Here is an 18,955-nt window from a genome sequence, read left to right as displayed (position 1 = left end):
TCCCGGTTCCGCTTTGGGCACACCGACGCCTACTGGTGCTGGGGCAACAGGTAACCCGTCAGAAGAGCATCTGCAGCTTTCAGGTGCCAGCGGAATTGCTAGGCGAAGCCAGTGGCTTCCTTGAGCAACGGCTTTGGCTCAAGAGGACAAGCTAAGGAGGAGACATGAGCGCAACGATTCACGAGACCATCGAACAGCTTCACACGGCGCTCAAGGACTACATAGAGGCCACGTACCACATCGCAGATCCGAAGCTGATCGCGCAGCGAAGAAGGCTTCTTGCCTCTCCCGGCGTTATTCATCAAATTCCATACATCGAGTCGACACCGAAGTACCGCTCGAGCAACAAGCTTCGAGCTATCAAAGGGCTCCCGGCGGGAGCACTTGAGGCATTCGAACTCCTGGCCAACGAGAGTGCCGGTCAGCCAAGAGTGATTCACGATCCGGCGTACACGCACCAAGTTCAAGCCATCGCCAGTTGCCTAGTTGAGCGTCGGAACCTTGTCATCATGACGGGTACTGGCTCCGGAAAAACCGAGTCGTTCTTGTTGCCCATCCTCGGAAAACTCGCGCGCGAAGCCTCCGAGAGCCCGGGGGCGTTTCGTGACCAGCCAGCCATGCGAGCGCTCATCCTGTATCCGATGAATGCACTGGTCAACGACCAACTCGGCCGCCTGCGAGCCATGTTCGGAGACCCGCGGCTGGCCGAACTCTTCTCGAATTGGTCCGGACGCCCCGCTCGGTTTGCGCGGTACACCAGCCGCACTCCATATGCGGGGGTGAGGACACGCAAGAAAGACCAGACTCGCCTCAAGTCCTTCGAGGAGTTCTATGTTGACCTGGAGCGGGCGGCGAGAAATGGTGCCGACCCTGATCATCAACTGGCCACCGACCTGAAACGCGAACTCAAGTCGCGTGGAAAATGGCCGGCAAAGCCTGACTTGCTCAAGTGGTTCGGCGAGAAGAAGTCCCTTTGGGAGGACAAGGACAAGAAGCCCGCGAGGGCGGTAACGCAGCCGCTGGACGTCGAATTGGTCACCCGGCATGAAGTGCAGGCCGCGCCGCCAGACCTGCTGGTCACCAACTATTCGATGCTCGAGTACATGCTCATGCGGCCTATTGAAAGGTCGATATTCGACAGGACGGCAGAGTGGTTGAAAAAAAATCCAGATGAGACCTTTCTTGTAGTTCTGGACGAGGCTCATCTGTACAGAGGGGCGCCAGGCGCAGAGGTTGGACTTCTGCTCAGGCGTCTAAGAGCTAGGCTGGGGATTAAAACTGAACGGCTGCAAGTCATCTGTGCAACGGCTAGCTTCGACGAGAAGTCTTATGCCCCTTCGTTCGGCGCTCAACTGAGCGGCGCTTCTGAAACGACGTTCGTGGCCATTACAGGTGACCTCGCTGAAGCCGAACACGCTGATTGCGGCAGTGACGAGGACGCCAAGGTGTTGGCAAACGTAGACTTAGATGGGTTCTACGGCCCTCCGACGCTTCGTAAGCTGGCGGTGAAGAAGCTCCTAGCCTACTGTAATGTTGCGGAAACGGGCGAAGTTGAACGTGATCTGTACGCGGCCCTCGTCGGCTTCCCTCCGCTTGGACAGTTGGTCAATCTGACGATGGGAAACGCCATGCCGTTGGAGGAGCTGGCGCGAGTTATATTCCCCGACTCCTCGTCAGAGGTGGCCGACCGTGCGGTCACGGCCCTCCTCGCACTTGGCAGCGTTGCTCGCCCCACCCCCACCGCGGCTGGACTGCTGCCATGCCGAATTCACAACTTCTTCAGGGGCCTGCCGGGGCTGTGGGTCTGCCTTGATGCAGACTGCAGCGACTTGACCGACGACGAGAGGAGTGGCATCTGCGGAAGGCTGTATTCCCAACCTCGGGAACGCTGCGGTTGTGGCGCTCAAGTACTGGAGTACTTCACCTGCAGGAACTGTGGATCGTCCTATGCCCGCGGCTACACCGACAGTATTGAGACGCCTCGCCACCTCTGGAGCCATCCAGGAAGCAAGCTCCGCTTGAGCACCGGGGATGTCGAGCCACTTTTCCCGCTCGACCTGCTGCTGGAAGAGCCGCTTCGGGAAGACGTCGTAGAGGTAAAGAGCCTTGATCTAGTTACCGCCGCGCTGGACCCGAACGTCGAAGGGCTTCGCAGGCGGGATGTATTTGTCCGCCGCGACCGCAGGTCCGGCGCGAGCGATGACGATGGCAACCAAGACACAAGGGCCGAGGCGCGAGGCGAGTTCGTGCCATGCGGCATTTGCGGCGGAACCGCGGCGTTCGCCCGTTCAACGGTTCAGGACCATCAAACAAAGGGCGACCAGCCGTTCCAGGCTTTGGTTTCTCGGCAGCTCCAGGTTCAACCACCCGGCCAGCAGGCGAGCACGTCGTTCGCACCGCTTCAAGGGAGGAAGGTGCTTGCGTTCTCGGATTCGCGCCAGGTCGCGGCGAGGTTGGCCCAACCTTCAGATGTATTCGACGCGGGATGCGCTGAGGCCGATGCTCGTTCTCGGCTTTGAGCAGTTGGGCGAAGTAAAGGCAATCCAGCAGAGGCTCAGTTTGGATGATGCCTATCTCGCCGTATTGCTGGCATCTGTAACACGCAATGTGCGCCTCCGGCCCGAGCTCGTACCAGGGGAATCGCTCGCAGGCGCCTACAAAGTGAGGAAGGCCCTCGCAGGGAAAGTCGAGCAGGATGATGACCAATTGTTCGAGCTGTGGCTCGACATGAAAGCCGAAAAGTCGCCATCGTCGTTGCTCGAGGACATCTATAAATCACTCTTCGACAAGCACCTTGGCCTTGAATCATTAGCGCTCGCCTCCGTTTCCCTTAGGAGCGACAAGCTCAAGAAGCTATCCGAGCTCCCGGATATTCCGGAAGTAGCTGTAAGTGCTGAGCAGAAGCTTGAACTGGTCGAGGCGTGGTTGAGGTGTTGGTGGAGATCACCAGGTGCGGGCATTTGGATGCGTGACATGCCAGAGTCGTGGTGGCAGCGCAGCCATGTGTCGGGGACTTCTGTGAAGTCCCACAAGGGTAGCTTCGAGCCGATGAAGAAGTTCCTCGCGAGCAAGGGTCTGGTTAAAGCTTTCACCAACGATTGGCTTCCTAAGCTGATGACCGAGTTGACTGCGGAAGTCGAAGCCGGCCAGCGGCGAATTTTGGCAAGCAACCTTGCCCTTCGGTTTGGCGGGAGTTGGCAGCGTTGCTCCACGTGCAAGTCAGTCCATCGCCCGGTTTCGGCTCTACCCCGTTGTCTGGACTGCGGTAGTGATCGCATTGCGCACTTGGATCCTGACGGCGACGCTGCTTTCGTGGCGCGCAAGGGCAACTATCGCAAGCCAATCATAGAAACCAAGAACGGTGCGCCTTTGCTATCGTTGATCGCCGCAGAACATACGGCGCAGTTGAATTCTGTGGGAAGTGAAGAGGCGTTCTCAAGGGCTGAAGAGCATGAACTGCTGTTTCAGGATGTCGAACTGATCTGGAACGGGATTGTTCGAAGCCCTACAGCAATCGATGTCCTATCAAGCACCACAACCATGGAGGTTGGCATCGACATCGGCGCACTCTCCGGGGTTGCTTTGAGAAACATGCCGCCGGGACGGGCAAACTATCAACAGCGCGCCGGCCGGGCGGGTCGACGCGGAAATGCAGTGGCGACCGTCGTCTCGTTCGGAAGTGCAGACAGCCACGATGAGCATTACTTTTCAAATCCGCAGGGCATGGTGAGCGGGAAGGTCGTTGACCCGAAGCTGGCTCTCGCGAATGCCGACATAGCAAAACGCCATGTCCGCGCCTTTCTGCTGCAGTCCTATCACCAAGCACGGATTCAAGCTGTCAACCCTGCCGACGCACAGGACCTCTTCTCTGTGCTTGGAACGGTAGCGGACTTCAAGTCTCCTTCCGGGCGACTGAATCGTGGCGACTTTGAAGCATGGCTTGTTGACAACACAGAGAGCCTTCAGCATTCGCTTCGTGATTGGTTGCCGCTGGAGTTAGGCGATGCTAGAGAGAGCCTGGTGTCTGACTTCGTTGAGGACTGCCTTCGCGCAATTGATACAGCGCTGGCCGACTCTGAGTCGGACGCCACCTCGGAGCGCAAGGACGAGAACGAGGAGGTTAATGCGATAGAGGGCGAGAACGGATTTGAAGAGGGCGAAGAGCGTCCGACTGTTGGTGCCGCTCCGGCGACGCTATTGAACCGCCTCTTGTACTTCGGAAGTCTTCCGCGCTACGCATTTCCTACCGACGTCGCAACGTTCACAGTCTTCGACGAGAAGTCGAACAGCTTTCGTCACGTCGCAAGGTTCTCTCCGAGCCAAAGCCTGCCCATTGCGCTGTCCCAGTACGCGCCGGGGAAAGAGGTCTGGATTGCCAACAAGTGCTACACCTCTGCCGCGGTCTACTCGCCTATGCGATCGGAGCGCTTTAAGGCCTACAAGGAGCGAATGAGCTATCGGGAGTGCAGTACCTGTGGCTTTGCAGAGACCAAGGATCTTTCAATCGTTTCGCGAGGAACCGTTAGTGACTGCATTGCTTGCGGCGACGCGGGAACCTTCGGGCCCGCTCAGTACTGGATGAGGCCACCAGGGTTCGCTCATCCCTACAACCGCCCTCCGGTGACTTCACCGGATGACTCGCCTGAGACTTCGTACGCGACCCGCGCCAAGTTGATGATTCCGACTCCAGCCGCGGACGCAAGCTGGCTGGGGGTTAACGAGCGCGTCCGCGTGTTCCCGTCTCGACAGCATCTACTCGTCTCCAATACAGGCCCCGAAAAGAAGGGGTACACCTACTGCTCATGGTGTGGAGGCATACAAGCTGAGACTGACCCAACTCCGAGGCTCAGAAGCCCGCACACGAAGCCCTATCCGGACAAGGAGAGTATTTGTGATGGCACCCACGCCACTAGGCATCTGGTGCTGGGAACACAGTTCATCACAGACGTGGCCTTGTTTTCTCTCCAGCTCGCTCGACCCCTAGAACTCCGTCCCGGCACCTACCCGGCCAACGTAGCGCTTCGCACCACTTGCGAGGCGCTGGCAAAGGCCGCAGCGTCGATGCTCGGCGTTGAACCCGGTGAGGTCCTGGCGGAGTACCGACCCGCGATTACCGAAGACTCCGCTGGCCGAGAGGGGCTTCAGGCGGAAGTCTTCCTGTACGACACGCTCCCCGGTGGCGCGGGTTTCGCTCGTCTGGCCGCCGCTGATTCGCAGACGCTTTTCTCGCTAGCGTTGGACGTGATGCGAAACTGCGCAGATGGATGCGACTCCTCCTGCTATCGCTGCCTGCGAAGCTTCAAGAACAAGATCGAGCATCGTCTGCTGGACCGACACGTTGGAGCGGAACTGCTGGAGCACCTTCAGACTGGCAGGGTGCCGCAGTTCGACGGGAAACGGATTGCGGCGGCAACTGGCCTGTTGCTGGCTTCGCTTCAGCAGCAGGCAGACGGCGAGACCTATGCGCGTGACGTAGACGTGCCGTCGATCGGGCTGGTCCCCATCGTCGCGACTCGCGTCGATGGAACTACTGTCGCCGTCTTACTCTCGGCCCCGTTGTCGGGAGATGTAGCGCTCAATGAATCAGTCCAAGAGCGGCTTCTTGCTACGGCGAAGTGGTCGGTCGTTGTCGTGAACGAACTACTCGTTCGACACCACCTGCCGGCGGCGTGTGAGCGTGTTCGGGAGGTGGTGGCATCTCGTCAGTAGGTGACGGAGTACTGACCGGCACGCAAGCGAGAGGTTGCATACCAAACGCTTTGATGAGACGCGATTGCCCCTTGAACTAAACCCCGCGCCGCAGCGCCTCGATCAACTTCTCCCGTTCCTTCCCCGCTGCCGCGTTCTCCGCCAGCAGCGCGATGAACTGCTCCTGCGACTGCGCCTTCGCCAGCGCCTTCTTCACCAGCACCCCGGCGATCGGCCCGAGGTGCGCCGTCAGCACCTTGCGCGACTGCGTGACCATCTCGTCGGTCAGCGCGTGGTGGCCGGTCGGCAGCGACGGGTTCGCCGGATGCTGCAGCGCCTGCGTGCCGGTCGCGCCGAGCTTCGCGGTGAAGCGCGCCCGGTCGGCATCGCTGCCCAGGTGCTCGCAGACCTTGGCCGCCAGGCTCGGCAGGTCGGTGCTGAAACGCGCCGCGTTGCGCACCAGCACCTTCGCGACCGGCCCGACGAACGAGGCCAGCGCCAGCTCGACGCGCGCCAGCGCCTGCGGATCCCAGCCGGTCAGCGGCGTGGTCGTGCGGGCCGATCCGGCCGACATCACCACCGTCGGCGCATGCGGGTCGGCCGATGGCGGCGCGGCCACGCGCGGCGGCGCCATGATGATGGTCGTTTCGGATTCGTCGTCGGTGACCGGCAGCACGCGCTTCGCGAGCGCCTGGCGGAACAGCGCCGCGCTCGCGAAGCGGTCCTGCGGCTTCTTCGCCATCGCGCGCGCGACGATGCCGTCGTAGAACTCCGGCCGCGGCGCGATGTCGATGCGGCTCGGCGCGACCGGCTCGTCGTTCATCACCTTGTACATCACCGCCTCGGGCGAACCGCGGAACGGCGACTGGCCGACCAGCATGCCGTACAGCAGCACGCCGGCCGCGAACACGTCGACGCGATGGTCGACGCTCTCGCCGACGTACTGCTCCGGCGCCATGTAGCCGGGCGTGCCGATCGTCGAGGTCATCTGCGTCAGCACCTGCGACTCGATGCGCGCGATGCCGAAGTCGGTCACCTTCAGCTGGCCGGCCGTCGTGACCATCAGGTTGGCCGGCTTGATGTCGCGGTGCCACACGCCATGGCGGTGCGCGCAGTCCAGTGCGTCGAGCAGCTGGTCCATCAGCTTCAGGATGTCGACCTCGGGCAGCCGGGGCGTGGCCGCGAGGATCTTCGACAGCGTGCGGCCCTCGACATACTCCATCGCGATGAACGCGGTGTCGTCGTCTTCGCCGTACTCGTAGATCGGCACGATGTTCGGGTGTGACATGCGCCCGACCGCCTGCGCTTCGTTGCGGAAGCGATCTGCCGTGGACGAGCCCGACAGGTCCTCGCCGACCAGGTGCTTGCGGATCGTCTTGATCGCCACCGGCCGCTGGATGATCGGGTCGAACGCCTTGTACACCACGCCCATGGCGCCTTCGCCGATCACGCCGGTGATCGGGTACTTGCCGAGTTGCTCAGGGTGCTTCATGTCGGTGTTGCATGCAGTGATTTACCCAGCGGACCCCGTGGAACCGGCTTCGCCGGGCCACTGGGGGCGCCCCCTTGAGGGGGTGGCGCGAAGCGCCTCCGGGGGTGGGTCCATCCTTACTCGAGGAGTTTGAGCGCGTGAACCAGGCTCTTGCGCATGCGCGCGAAGGATTCGGCCAGAACGCCGATTTCGTCACGCGATTTCGTGTTGAACTCCGGCGCGTCGAGCTCGCCCAGGCTGACCCGGTCCGACAGCGTCGACAGCCGGCTCACCGGCCGGATCACCAACTGCCACAGCATCAGGTTCAGCGCCAGCACGATCAGCAGGAACACCCCCGCCAGCAGTGCCATCACGACGCGGAACGCCCGGTCGGCGCGCTCCAGCGGCACCGACATCGGCACCGACACCACCTGCGCGCCCAGCACCTCGGTCATGGTCCAGCCGAAGCCGTTGGCCGGGCCGTACTTGTCGACCATCGGCTTGGGTGCCGCGTCGACCGTGCTGTGGCAGCGCAGGCACACCGGGTTCGACAGCTTGATCGGCCGCGCGATGTAGGTGACCGGGCCCGACGGCGTCGCGCGCTGGCCGACGAACTCGCTGCGCTCCGGGTTCTGCCTGAACTGCTGGATCACGTCTTCTTCCCAGTCCTGCGCGCGGTCGCGCGGGTTGGTCGGGTTCAGCATCGCCGGCTTGTAGGCGTATTCCGGGTGGTTCTTGCGCAGCGTGTTCAGCACCTCGGTCGACGAGTAGGCGGGCACCGACTGCGGCAGGAAGGTGTACTTCATCTGCGTCTCCAGCAGCGGCGCGATCTGCGTCGCGGTGTAGGAGCTCACCGCCAGCGCGTTCTCCATCAGCAGCCGCGCGCGGTCCAGCACTTCGTCGTGGGCGTTCTGCTGCAGCAGCCCACGGGCGATGGTGCCGGCGGCGCCCAGGCCGAGCGCGAACACGATCAGGAACACCAGGTTGAATTTGAGCAGCAGCTTCATGGGGCCTCTTGGGGGTGGTGCCGGGATTTACGAGAGTGATGGCCGGACGGACGCATGCCTCGGCGTCAGGGTCGGGTTTCGACCTTCCTGGGCAGGTATTTCTCGGGGAACAGCGTGCGGTCCCATTCCGGGTGGGAGCGCAGCGTGCCGACCAGGCCACGCCTGAAATCGGCGCTGCGCGCCTCGCCCTTCCAGCGCGGCACGAAGCCGGCGCGCAGCCCGGCCTCGGCGTCGATCCAGGCCGACACGTCGTCATAGGCGATGCCCGACAGCCGCGCCGGCTCGACCTCGCGGGTCTTGAAGCGCTCCAGCCGCGACGGCAGCGTGTCGAGGAAATCCTTCGGCACGCGCTGGATGAAGGTGGCGCTGGGCCGGGCCGCGATGCTCGCCTTCGGGGCACCGGCGCGGGTCAGGAACTGCTCGCCCTTCAGCGTGACGTTGCCGAGCGGCCGGCCGTCGAGCAGCTCGACCAGCGCGACCTCGCCGGCCTCGGCGAACACGTAGGCGTCCTGCGCCTGCACCGAAACGACGGCGCGCTGTGCGACGGCGTTCGCATCGAACAGCGGGCTGTTGAAGACCGGGCCGGTCACCGAGGCCGGCGCGGTCACCTTGACCCAGCCCTGCAGCAGGTAGAAGCGGCCCGGCGGGCGGCCGGCCAGCTTCGGCGCGATCTGCACCCGGGTGGCCGGACCGAGGTCGGCGATCAGGCCGTCGGGGAACTCGATGCGCAGCAGGCGACCCTGCGTGCCGGTCTCGACGATGTCCTCGCGCAGCAGCCGCACGCCTTCGGCCGGCGCGTAGCGGGCAGCCTCACGGATCAGCACGGCCTCGCCGTCGACGATGGTCAACGTGGCGAGCGGGGCGGCCGGCGGCGCGGCCGCGGCGAACAGCGGGACGGTGAGCAGCAGGCTCCACAACGTTTTCAGCCACATGGGCATACCTTCGCTTCGTGGGCGTGGGTTTTGGGGCCGACAAGCATAACGGCAGTGGGTGACGGGCCCTTCGGCAGGCTCAGGGCAGGGCTTCGACAAGCTCAGCCCGAACGGAGAATTCCGTTCCAGCCAAAAAACTCCCCTTTCGCCCTGAGCCTGTCGAAGGGCCCGATCATCCTGAGCTTGTCGAAGGACCTGAGCCTGTCGAAGGGCCCGATCATCCTGAGCTTGTCGAAGGACCTGAGCCTGTCGAAGGGCCGGGCTGAGCCTGCCGAAGCCCTCGTCTCACAATTCTCCGGCCGCCGGCCGCGCGCTGTGCAGCTTGTGCAGCGTGATCTTGCGCACCTCGGCCTTGCTCGCCTCGATGTGCGTGCGCAGCATCAGCTTCGCCGCATCGGCGCGGCGCGCGAGGATCGCCTTCAGGATCTTCGCGTGCTCGTCGTAGGTCGCGCTGATGCGCGGCGGCTGCGTGAAATCGAGCCGGCGCACGATCCGGATGCCGTCGGTCACGTCGGCATGCACCCGCGCCATCTCCAGGTTGCCGGCGGCCGACACCAGCGTCGCATGGAAGGCCTCGTCGAGCGCCGCCACTTCGGCGGTGTCGGCCTTGCGCTCCTTCTCGGGCACCAGCCAGGTCGCCTTCAGCAGCCCGAGGTCGGGCATCGGCTCGGCCGCGCACAGCCGGTCGACCGCGGTGGCCTCGAGGACCACCCGCAGGTCGTACAGCTCCTCCAGCTTGCGGAAATCGAACGGCGACACGCTCCAGCCGCTGCGGAACGCCACCTGCACATAGCCTTCGAGCTCGAGCCGGAACAGCGCCTCGCGCACCGGCGTGCGCGACATCTCGAGCCGCTCGGCCATGTCGCTCTCGGTGAAGCCGTCGCCGGGCAGCAGCACGAAGTCGAAGATGGCGGCCTTGATGCGGCGGTAGGCGCCTTCGGCGCGGGTCAGTTCGCGGGGATTGGCGCGCGGGGCGGTCTTCGTGGCCAGCGGTTTCATCCGAGCAAGCTTACATGGGCCGACACCACGCGCCAGCCGGCTGGTGTTCTCATCCAGGTCTGCGTCTGCCGGCCGGGCCGGGTGCCACCCTCGCGCTGGAACTCGATGTGGGTGGTCGCGAAATCCTCGCCGTAGGTCGTGACCTGCGTGCGCAGCACGCTGCGCGCGAGGCCGGTCGCCGGCCGCGCCGTGCGGAACGCGCGGATCGCCTCGATGCCGTACAGGTTTTCGCCGACACCGTAGCGCAGCGTGTGCGGGCTGTCCCAGAACAGCTCGTCGAGCACCGCGACGTCGTTGCCGACCAGCGCCCGCTCGTAGCGCTCGAAGGCCGCGGTGAGCGCGGCCAGCACGTCGGGTCGGTTGATCTCCAGGCCGGTTGCCATGCCCTCAGATCCCGGCCACCGGCGACACCGCCGCGCCGCTCGCCTCCAGAGCGCGCGCGACGCGCAGCGCCAGGTCCTCGCGCCACGGCGCGGCGATCACCTGCACGCCGATCGGCAGCCTCAGCAGGCCGTCCGGCCACAGCGGCGCGGCGACCACCGGGCAGCCGGCGTACGACACCGGCTGCGTCAGCAGGCCCATCGACGGCCGCGTCGGCATCGGCACGCCGTTCAGGTCGAAACGCTCGGCACCGAGCGGCGTGGCCTGCACCGGCGTGGCCGGCGCGAGCAGCACGTCCCAGTCGGCGAAGAGCGCATTGACGCGCTCGCGGTACAGGCGCCGGAAGCGCTGCGCCCGCACGTACCACTCGGCCGGCTGCAGCGCGCCGGCAATGAAGCGGTCGACCGACAGCGGCTCGTAGTCGGCCGCGCGGTCGCGCAGCGTCGGCAGGTGCAGCGCGCCGCCCTCGGCCGCGCTGGTGACGAAGGCGGCGGCCCGCGCCAGCGCGGCGTCGGGCCAGAGCGCGCCCCGTGTCGCGTGCAGCACCTCGGCCGCGATCGCGACGGCCCGCTGCGCCGCCGGCCCGGCGTGGTCGTCGAAGTAGCCGCCCAGCACGCCGATGCGCAGGCCGGTCAGCGGGTGGTTGATCTGCTGCAGCACCGGCTGCACGCGGGTGGCGTGGCAGCCGGGATCGAGCGCATCGGGGCCCTGCATCGCGTCGTAGGTCGCGGCCAGGTCTTCGACGCTGCGCGCGAACGGCCCCAGGTGGTCGAGGCTCGCGACGAACGGAAAGCTGCCGCGCCGCGACAGCCGCCCGAAGGTCGGCTTCAGCCCCCACACGCCGCACAGCGACGACGGCACGCGGATCGAGCCGTTGGTGTCGGAGCCGAGCGTCACCGGCACCTGGCCGGCCGCGACCGCGGCGGCGCAGCCACCGGACGATCCACCGGCCGTGCGTTCGAGGTCGCGCGGGTTGCGGCTCGGACCGTAGTGGCTGTTCTCGGTGGTGAAGCCGTAGGCGAACTCGTCCATGTTCAGCGCGCCGACCAGCACCGCGCCGGCGGCGCGCATCCGCTCGACCAGCACCGCGTCGGCGGCGGCCGGCGGCTCGCCTTGCCGCACCTTGCTGCCGGCGCGCGTCGTCAGGCCTTCGATGTCGAACAGGTTCTTCACCGCATACGGCAGCCCGGCCAGCGCCGGCAGCACCTCGCCGCGGGCGCGCTGTGCGTCGACCGCGCGCGCCTCGCGCACCGCGCGCTCGAAGGTGCCGTCGGTGAAGGCGTTGACGCGCGCATCGCAGACCTCGATGCGGGCGATGCAATGCTCGAGCGCCTCTTCGGCCTGCATTTCGCCGCTGCGCACCGCGCGCACGACCGACATGCCGGTGCCCATCCCGCCGTTGTGCGCTGCATGGCGCGCCGTCATGCCGGGTCCTCGGCCGGGAACGGCGCCGGGCAATAGAGTTCGGCCGGCTCCAGCTCGGCGCCGAGCGGCAGCAGCCGCAGCGGCGCGACCATCGTGCGCGTGCGGGCCAGGTGGGTCGCGACGCGCGCGACCTGCGCATCGTCGAGCGGCAGCTCGAGCAGCCGGGCGCTGGCGCGCACGAACTCCAGGATGTCGGATGGGGCGGCGTCGGTCATGGCGGGAGACCTCCTTGCGCGCAAGTGCAGCAAGGACCGTGCTCAGCCGAGCGACGCCAGGAAGCCGCGCCAGCCGCCGTACGCGGTGATGTCGAGCGCGCTGCCGCCTTCGGCCACGCCGCGCGGCTCGCAGACGAAGCCGCGCTCCTGCGTGCCGTCGGACAGCTCCACCGTGCCGAGCGCGAGCGGCGCGCCGACCATCTGCAGGAAGCTGCCGCCGTGCGCCGCGTCGATCTCCCACACCTCCACGTCGACCGCGCGACCCGCCTCGGGGCCGACATGCACCAGCGCGGGTCGCGTCGGCGCATGGCCGGTCAGCGAGTACAGCCGGTACGCCGGCGCGGTGCGGGTGCGCCGCAGCAGCCGGCCGGCGCGTTCGGTCAGCTGCCAGTTCAGCGACAGCCCGCTCATGTGCGCGCCGACGACGACCAGCCGCAGCGGTTGGGCCGGCGCGCTCGCCGCCAGCACCGGCGCGGCGCCGATCGGCTGGCGCATGAGGCCGGCGGTCGGTTCGAACACGCGCGCCAGCGTGGCCGCGAGGCCGGCCAGTGCGAAATCGCTGAACGCCGGCCCGATCAGCGTCACGCCGGCCGGCAGGCCGTCGCGGCGCATCGGGCCGGGCAGCGCATGGGCCGCCATGTCGAGCAGGTTGACGAAGTTCGTGTAGTGGCCGAGCCGCCGGTTCGGCTCGAACGGATCGGCCTGCAAGTCGGCCTGCGTCGGGTGCGTCGGTGCACTCGGCACCATCAGCACCGCCACCTGCGACCACAGCGCGAGCGCCTGCCGCTGCGCCGCGGCCAGCGCGTACTGCGCGTCGAACAACTCGTGCGCGGCCGGCGCGCGGCCGCTTCGCACGATCGCCGAGACGGTCGGGTCGGCGCCGGCCGGATCGCTGTCGAGGAAGGCGCCGACCGCGGCATAGCGCTCGGCCACCCACGGCCCCTGGTACAGCAGCGCGGCCACCCGCGCGAGCGGCTCGAACGGCACCGGCACCAGCTTGCAGCCGCGTTCGCGCAGATGCGCCAGCGCGGCATCGAAGGCATGGCGCGCCTGCGCATCGCCGAAGAATTCCAGCGGGTCGGGCACACCGACCGCCAGGTCCTGCAGCGCCTCCAGCCGCAGCCGCGGCGGCAGCGCGGTGCGGCTGAACGGGTCCTGCGGATCGGGCCCGGCGGCCTGGCTCGCAACCGCCCAGGCGTCTTCCGGCGTCAGCGCGAACACCGAGACGCAGTCGAGGCTGCGGCAGGCCGGCACGACGCCGGTCGACGGCAGCCAGCCCTTGGTCGGCTTCAGCCCGCTGATGTGGCAGAAGCCGGCCGGCACGCGGCCCGAGCCGGCGGTGTCGGTGCCGAGCGCGAACGGCACCTGGCCGGTCGCGACCACATAGGCCGAGCCCGAACTGGAACCGCCGCTCACCCGCGCCGCATCGAAGGGGTTCGGCACCGCGCCGTACGGCGAGCGCGTGCCGACCAGGCCGGTCGCGAACTGGTCGAGGTTGGTCTTGCCGACGGCGATCGCCCCGGCATCCACCAGCCGCTGCACCGCGGTCGCATGGCGCGCCGCCGGGCCGCTCGCGAAGCCCGGGCAGGCGGCGGTGGTCGGCAGCCCGGCCACGTCGATGTTGTCCTTCACCGCGAACGGCAGGCCGAACAGCGGCAGCCGCTCCCACAGCGCCGCGCCTTCGCCGCGTGCGCGGGCATCGCAGGCATCGGCCTCTGCGAGCAAATCGTCGGCGGGCCGCAGCGAGATCCACGCCGAGGCCGCATGCGATGCACGCTCCTGCAGCACGCGCTCCATCAGGCGGCGCACCGTCAGGGTGCCATCGCGCAGCGCCTGCTGCAGTTCACGCAAGGTCCGTGGCTCGAGGGGCATGGGGGCGGCTCCACAACAGGGCAAGGCAGGCATCGATCCAAGTGAATGCGATCTTGTATGCAAGTTGCGAGCCATGGTTTTCCCTCATGTTGCGCGGGTGCCGATACGCTCCTTCGGGGGTGTTTCAAGATGGCCCGGCGTGGATGCACGAACGTACACTTTTGGATTCACTCACATCAGCACGGCCACGCATGAAGGCGGTCTCGAAGCAGGTCCCCAAGAAGGCCACCCGGAAGGTCCCCTCGAAGGTGCACGCCAAGGCATCTCCGAAAACCACCCCGCCGAGCGGCGCCAGGGCGAAGCGCCGGCGCGCGCCCGCGGCCACCGTGACCGACACGACGGTGACGCTGCAGATGGTGGCCGACGCTGCGGGCGTGTCGTCGAGCACCGTCTCGCGCATCCTGAACGGCAGCGCGAAGGTGAGCCCCGGCAAGCAGGAGGCGGTCGATGCCGCGATCGCGGAACTGGGCTTCATGCCGAACCCGGTGGCGCGCGGCCTGGCCGGCGGGCGCACGCTGAGCATCGGCGTGGTCACGCAGGCGATCGACAGCCCGTTCTACGGCGAAGGCCTGCGCGGCATCGAGGCGGTGCTGGGCGCGGCCGGCTACATGCCGTTGTTCGCGAGCGGCCACTGGACTGCGGCCGACGAGAAGAAGTGCGTCGACCTGCTGCTGTCGCGCCGGGTCGACGGCATGATCGTGTTCACCGGCCGGCTGCCCGACGAGACGCTGATGCAGGTGGCGCGCCGGGTGCCGACGGTGGTGACCGGGCGCCAGCTGTCGGGCCCGGGGCTGTTGAGCATGAACTTCGCGAACGTCGAGGGCGCGCTCATGGCGACGCGGCACCTGATCGAGCTTGGCCACCGGCGCATCGTGCACATCCTCGGCCCGCGCGAGCATGCCGATTCGCGCGAGCGCAAGGAAGGCTATCGCCGCGCGCTGAAGGAGGCCGGCATCGCGTACGACGCGTCGCTGGTGGTGCAGGGCGATTACAGCGAGGCCGGCGGGTTGAAGGCGGTGAGCCACCTGATGGAATCGCGCAAGGATTTCACGGCGATCTTCGCGGCCAATGACCAGACCGCGTACGGCGCGGCGCTCGGGCTGTACCGGCGCGGCCTGCGCATTCCGGAAGACGTGGCGATGGTCGGCTTCGACGACCTGTCGGGCTCGCAGTATTCGATCCCGCCGCTGACGACGATCCGCCAGCCGGTCTACCAGCTCGGCGAGCTGGGCGCGCAGGCGGTGCTGGCGATGCTGCGCGGCGAGGCGCCGCAAGGCGAACTGCCGCCGCCGGTGCTGGTCACGCGTGAGTCGACCCGTCGTTTGCTTCCATGAAGGGTGGCGTGCCGGGATGGCTGCGTCGTTTCGTGAAGGTGAAGGCGGCGGCAACCCCGGCGCCGACAGCATCGCCGGCCGACGACGTCGCGGCATGGCGGGTGCAGGCCGACGATGCACTGAAGCGCGGCGATCTGGCCGGGGCGGCTGACGGTTACGAACGCGTGCTGTCGCGTGCCGCGAACGATGCGTCGACACAGACCAGCCTGGGTTTCGTGCGGATGCAGCAAGGGCGCACGGCGGAGGCTGTCGCGTTGCTCACCTCCGCCAGCCGGGACGAAGGTGTCGCCCACGATGCGCTGTTCATGCTGGGGTCGATGTGCGAGCAGACCGGCGACCTGGCCGCGGCGATCGATCACTACCGGCGTGCGATCCTCAACGCGCCGCGGTTCGACGTCGCGATCGCGGCGCTGGCGCGCGTGCTGGTCCGCAACGGCCAGCGCGAAGCGGCGCGTGCGCTGCTCGAAGAGGCGGTCGAACGGGCACCGCGATTTGCCGATCACCACCTGCTGCTCGGCCGGATCGAGTTGGAGGAGGGCCGGCACGATCCCGCGCTGGCACGCCTCGGAGCATCGGTCGAACTCGCGCCCGGCGATGCCGGTGCCTGGACGGCGCTGGGCCTGGCATTGCGGGGCGCGCGCCGTCCGCACGACGCTGTCGCGGCCTTCGAGAAGGCCGTCCAGCTCGACCCGACCCAGGCTCATGCGCTGCGTGAACTGGGCAGCAGCCGCTACGAACTGGGCGAGCTGCGGGCGGCGGCCGACGCATTGCAGGCATCGCTCGTGCTGGACCCTCGGAATGCGGTTGCCTGCAGCAACCTTTCCAGCATTCTGCTGCAGCTGGGCCGGCTGCAGGCGGCCGAACAGGCAGGCCGGCAAGCCGTCTCACTCGACGCGACGCTGGCGGGCGCGCACAACAACCTGGGCAACGCGCTGATCAAACTGCAACGTGCGCAGGACGCCCTGCCTTGCTTCGAGGCTGCACTGGCCCTGAAGCCGGACTTTGCCGATGCGGCCGTCAACCTCGCGCAGGCGCTGGGCGTGCTGAAGCGGCGCGACGAAGCGCACGCCGTCATCGAGCGGGCGATGGCGCTCAACGACCAGGCGCCGTGGCTGTACGGCACGTGGTTGCACGGCCGCATGGCCGTCTGCGACTGGACCGACCTGCCGTCACGCTTCGATGAACTCGCCCGCCGCATCGACCGTGGCGAGCGCGCGACCACGCCGTGGCCCGCGTTGCCGGTTCCTCTGTCGGCCGCGCAGCAGCTGGCCGTGTCGACGATCTACTCGGCGTCGAACGGATGGCCGCAGTTGCCGCCGCTGCCACCGCATGCGTCGCACGACCGCATCCGGATCGGCTACTTCTCGGCGGATTTCCACCAGCATGCGACCTCGTACCTGATGGTCGAGCTGTTCGAGCGCCACGATCGCGGGCGCTTCGAGGTCATTGCCTTCTCGTTCGGCCCGCGTTCGCAGGATGCGATGCGCCAGCGGCTGGAGCGCGCATTCGACCGCTTCGTCGACGTGCACGACCTCGACGATGCGCAGATCGTGCAGCGCGCGCGCGAGCTGGAGATCGACATTGCGGTCGACCTCAAGGGCTTCACCGAGGACTGCCGCCCGGGCATCTTCGCCGGCCGCGCGGCGCCGCTGCAGGTCAGCTACATCGGCTACCCGGGCACGATGGGAGCCGGCTTCATCGACTACCTGCTGGCCGATGCGACGGTCGTGCCCCCGGGCGGGGCGATCCAGCAGGCGTGCAGCGAGAAGCTCGTCTTCCTGCCGGACAGCTACCAGGTCAACGACTCGAAGCGGCCGATCGCATCGCTGCAGGCGACGCGTACCAACGCCGGGTTGCCGCCGGACGGGTTCGTCTACTGCTGCTTCAACAACAACTACAAGATCACCCCCGACGTGTTCGACGCCTGGATGCGCGTGCTGCAGGCCGTGCCGGGCAGCGTGCTGTGGCTGCTGCAGGACAACGAGGCGGCCGCGGCGAACCTGCGCCGCGAAGCGCACGCCCGCGGCGTGGATCCGCAGCGCCTGGTGTTCGCGCCGCGCGTGGCGATGCCGGAGCACCTGGCGCGCCACAGGCTTGCGGACCTGTTCCTCGACACGCTGTACTGCAACGCGCACACGACCGCCAGCGACGCGCTGTGGGCCGGCTTGCCGCTGCTGAGTCGTGCCGGCGAGACCTTTGCCGCCCGCGTGGCGGCCAGCCTGCTGCGTGCCTGCGGACTGCCCGAGCTGGTGGTGGACGACCTGCATGACTACGAGCAATTGGCGATCCGGCTGGCCGATGACCCGCAACGCCTGGCCGAGTTGCGGCACCGGCTGGCAGAGGCGCGCTCCACTTGCCCGCTGTTCGACACCGACCGCTTCACCCGCGGGATCGAGCGGGCCTATGTCGCGATGATGCAGCGGTTGCGTGATGGTCTCGCGCCCGATCACCTGATGATCTCCGGCGATCCCGTCGCCGCGACTGGTAACGGTTCCATACGCAACTGACGGGGTGCGTCGGCGTCATCGTCCCGATCGATCGAATCCATCGGCTTCTGATGCCGACGTCCTGTCAGGAAACGTGGCAATTCGAGGTTGGAACCGGTTACACCGTGATCTCCGCGCGGTGCGTTTCCTGCATGAGCCGTGTGATCGCGCACGCGCGAACAACTCGACACAGGGGCAGTGGATGCAGAAGCGGTTGATCACGAGAAGCAGGCTGGCGATGCTGGCAGCCTGCGTGGCCCTGGCGGCTTGCGGCGGGGCCAAGGACGACGACGCCGCGCCGGCGCCGAACAGCGGCGCGAACCCGCCCGCGCCGGCACCGGCTCCCTCGCCGTCGCCGGCTCCCGCTCCCGCTCCCTCGCCCGCACCGGCACCTTCTCCTGCGCCCGCTCCCGCGCCCGCCCCTTCACCTTCACCTTCACCTTCACCCGCCGCGCTCGCACTGCCGATCGAAGTGCTCGGCCCCGGCGCCCCGGACGCGCCGACCATCGTCGCCACCGACCTGACGCTCGACGCCACCGCCGCCGCGCAGGCCACCCGCCTCGCGGTGCAATGCCACCGCTGCGGCTTCTACAACTCACCCGAATACCAGGCGCTGGACAAGCCGGTGACGAAGATCGCCGGCAGCCTGCGCATCGTCGGCGCGCGCAACGGCAGCGCGGCGCCGTGGATCGACATCGGCGACTCGACCGTCACGCTGCCCGACGTTGAGCGCTCGCACGGCGGCGTCAACGGCGGGCTGCTGACGATCCGCTTCAGCGTGCCGCTCGATGCCGCCACGCGCGCTCGCCTCGTCGCGTCCGGCGGCAACCGCATCGAGTTCCGCTTCAACGGCACCGACGGCAGCTCCAACGGCTACCGCATCCTCGACCTGCAACTTCAGGACGACAGCGGCAAGAACCTGCTGGCGATGCCGAAGCAGTGGGCCGACATCGGCACCGAGAAGACGGCCGGCCGCACCGCGTCGGCCGATTCGACCGCCGGCCAGGCGCTGTGGAGCGGCACCAACCTGCTGCTGAAGTCGCCGGTCGTCAACGCGAAGATCCGCGCCGCGTGTTCGTCGTGCCATGCGAGCGATGGCCGCGACCTGCAGTACTTCAACTTCTCGAACAACTCGATCGTGCAGC

General features: G+C 67.2%; 12 protein-coding genes and 1 pseudogene. 5 read left to right on the top strand and 8 right to left on the bottom strand.

Annotated features, from left to right (window positions below; all coding sequences use genetic code 11):
• Positions 1-164 precede the first annotated feature (164 nt).
• Both ASC98_RS31325 and ASC98_RS31320 read left to right on the top strand, forming a co-directional pair.
• A complete protein-coding gene (locus ASC98_RS31325) occupies positions 165-2,519 on the top strand; it encodes a DEAD/DEAH box helicase (protein ID WP_200952981.1) in 2,355 nt (784 codons plus the stop codon).
• Positions 2,470-5,709, top strand: coding sequence for a DUF1998 domain-containing protein (locus ASC98_RS31320; RefSeq protein WP_200957064.1), 3,240 nt, complete (start codon positions 2,470-2,472; stop codon positions 5,707-5,709). The genes ASC98_RS31325 and ASC98_RS31320 overlap by 50 nt, the downstream gene beginning before the upstream one ends.
• 76 nt (positions 5,710-5,785) lie before the next feature.
• Here ASC98_RS31320 and ASC98_RS16580 read toward each other — a convergent pair whose 3' ends face one another.
• The 8 genes from ASC98_RS16580 to atzF all read right to left on the bottom strand — a co-directional run bounded on the left by ASC98_RS16580 (position 5,786) and on the right by atzF (position 13,990).
• Positions 5,786-7,180, bottom strand: a complete 1,395-nt coding sequence (locus tag ASC98_RS16580; protein WP_056817419.1) for a serine/threonine-protein kinase — start codon at positions 7,178-7,180, stop codon at positions 5,786-5,788.
• A gap of 116 nt (positions 7,181-7,296) precedes the next feature.
• The gene (locus ASC98_RS16575) at positions 7,297-8,166 is read right to left on the bottom strand and encodes a DUF3365 domain-containing protein (RefSeq protein ID WP_056817421.1); all 870 of its coding nucleotides are present in this window, start codon (positions 8,164-8,166) and stop codon (positions 7,297-7,299) included.
• A gap of 65 nt (positions 8,167-8,231) precedes the next feature.
• Positions 8,232-9,098, bottom strand: coding sequence for a hypothetical protein (locus tag ASC98_RS16570; RefSeq protein WP_056817423.1), 867 nt, complete (start codon positions 9,096-9,098; stop codon positions 8,232-8,234).
• Between the two features lie 285 nt (positions 9,099-9,383).
• Complete coding sequence (locus ASC98_RS16565; RefSeq protein WP_056817425.1) at positions 9,384-10,097, bottom strand: GntR family transcriptional regulator; 714 nt, start codon at positions 10,095-10,097, stop codon at positions 9,384-9,386.
• Positions 10,094-10,480 (bottom strand): oxalurate catabolism protein HpxZ, encoded by a 387-nt coding sequence (gene hpxZ, locus ASC98_RS16560; protein WP_235581298.1) that lies wholly within the window; start codon positions 10,478-10,480, stop codon positions 10,094-10,096. Before hpxZ ends, ASC98_RS16565 begins: the two co-directional genes overlap by 4 nt.
• A 4-nt stretch (positions 10,481-10,484) precedes the next feature.
• On the bottom strand, positions 10,485-11,903 hold the full coding sequence (locus tag ASC98_RS16555) for an AtzE family amidohydrolase (protein ID WP_235581297.1): 1,419 nt from the start codon (positions 11,901-11,903) through the stop codon (positions 10,485-10,487).
• Complete coding sequence (locus ASC98_RS16550; RefSeq protein WP_056817429.1) at positions 11,900-12,118, bottom strand: AtzG-like protein; 219 nt, start codon at positions 12,116-12,118, stop codon at positions 11,900-11,902. Before ASC98_RS16550 ends, ASC98_RS16555 begins: the two co-directional genes overlap by 4 nt.
• 42 nt (positions 12,119-12,160) lie before the next feature.
• Positions 12,161-13,990 (bottom strand): allophanate hydrolase, encoded by a 1,830-nt coding sequence (gene atzF / locus ASC98_RS16545; protein WP_056817431.1) that lies wholly within the window; start codon positions 13,988-13,990, stop codon positions 12,161-12,163.
• Positions 13,991-14,316: 326 nt separating this feature from the next.
• Here atzF and ASC98_RS16540 point away from each other — a divergent pair, with 326 nt between their 5' ends.
• The 3 genes and pseudogenes from ASC98_RS16540 to ASC98_RS16530 form a co-directional block, all read left to right on the top strand.
• A complete protein-coding gene (locus ASC98_RS16540; protein WP_235581296.1) occupies positions 14,317-15,324 on the top strand; it encodes a LacI family DNA-binding transcriptional regulator in 1,008 nt (335 codons plus the stop codon).
• Positions 15,325-15,332: 8 nt separating this feature from the next.
• The gene (locus ASC98_RS16535; RefSeq protein WP_162249247.1) at positions 15,333-17,831 is read left to right on the top strand and encodes a tetratricopeptide repeat protein; all 2,499 of its coding nucleotides are present in this window, start codon (positions 15,333-15,335) and stop codon (positions 17,829-17,831) included.
• A gap of 217 nt (positions 17,832-18,048) precedes the next feature.
• Positions 18,049-18,955, top strand: a pseudogene (locus ASC98_RS16530) (hypothetical protein); the annotation flags it as partial.

Origin of the sequence: Rhizobacter sp. Root1238 (assembly GCF_001425825.1) — a bacterium.
Lineage (GTDB): Bacteria > Pseudomonadota > Gammaproteobacteria > Burkholderiales > Burkholderiaceae_C > Rhizobacter.
The sequence above is the reverse complement of the archived record's forward strand: the minus strand, read 5'-3'. Positions and strand labels throughout refer to the sequence as shown.

Bases quoted from the DNA above. Each gene is read 5' to 3' on its own strand.
- ASC98_RS31325 (WP_200952981.1), top strand. From the start codon at position 165: ATGAGCGCAACGATTCACGAGACCATCGAACAGCTTCACACGGCGCTC.
- ASC98_RS31320 (WP_200957064.1), top strand. From the start codon at position 2,470: ATGTATTCGACGCGGGATGCGCTGAGGCCGATGCTCGTTCTCGGCTTT.
- ASC98_RS16580 (WP_056817419.1), bottom strand. From the start codon at position 7,180: ATGAAGCACCCTGAGCAACTCGGCAAGTACCCGATCACCGGCGTGATC.
- ASC98_RS16575 (WP_056817421.1), bottom strand. From the start codon at position 8,166: ATGAAGCTGCTGCTCAAATTCAACCTGGTGTTCCTGATCGTGTTCGCG.
- ASC98_RS16570 (WP_056817423.1), bottom strand. From the start codon at position 9,098: ATGTGGCTGAAAACGTTGTGGAGCCTGCTGCTCACCGTCCCGCTGTTC.
- ASC98_RS16565 (WP_056817425.1), bottom strand. From the start codon at position 10,097: ATGAAACCGCTGGCCACGAAGACCGCCCCGCGCGCCAATCCCCGCGAA.
- hpxZ (WP_235581298.1), bottom strand. From the start codon at position 10,480: ATGGCAACCGGCCTGGAGATCAACCGACCCGACGTGCTGGCCGCGCTC.
- ASC98_RS16555 (WP_235581297.1), bottom strand. From the start codon at position 11,903: ATGACGGCGCGCCATGCAGCGCACAACGGCGGGATGGGCACCGGCATG.
- ASC98_RS16550 (WP_056817429.1), bottom strand. From the start codon at position 12,118: ATGACCGACGCCGCCCCATCCGACATCCTGGAGTTCGTGCGCGCCAGC.
- atzF (WP_056817431.1), bottom strand. From the start codon at position 13,990: ATGCCCCTCGAGCCACGGACCTTGCGTGAACTGCAGCAGGCGCTGCGC.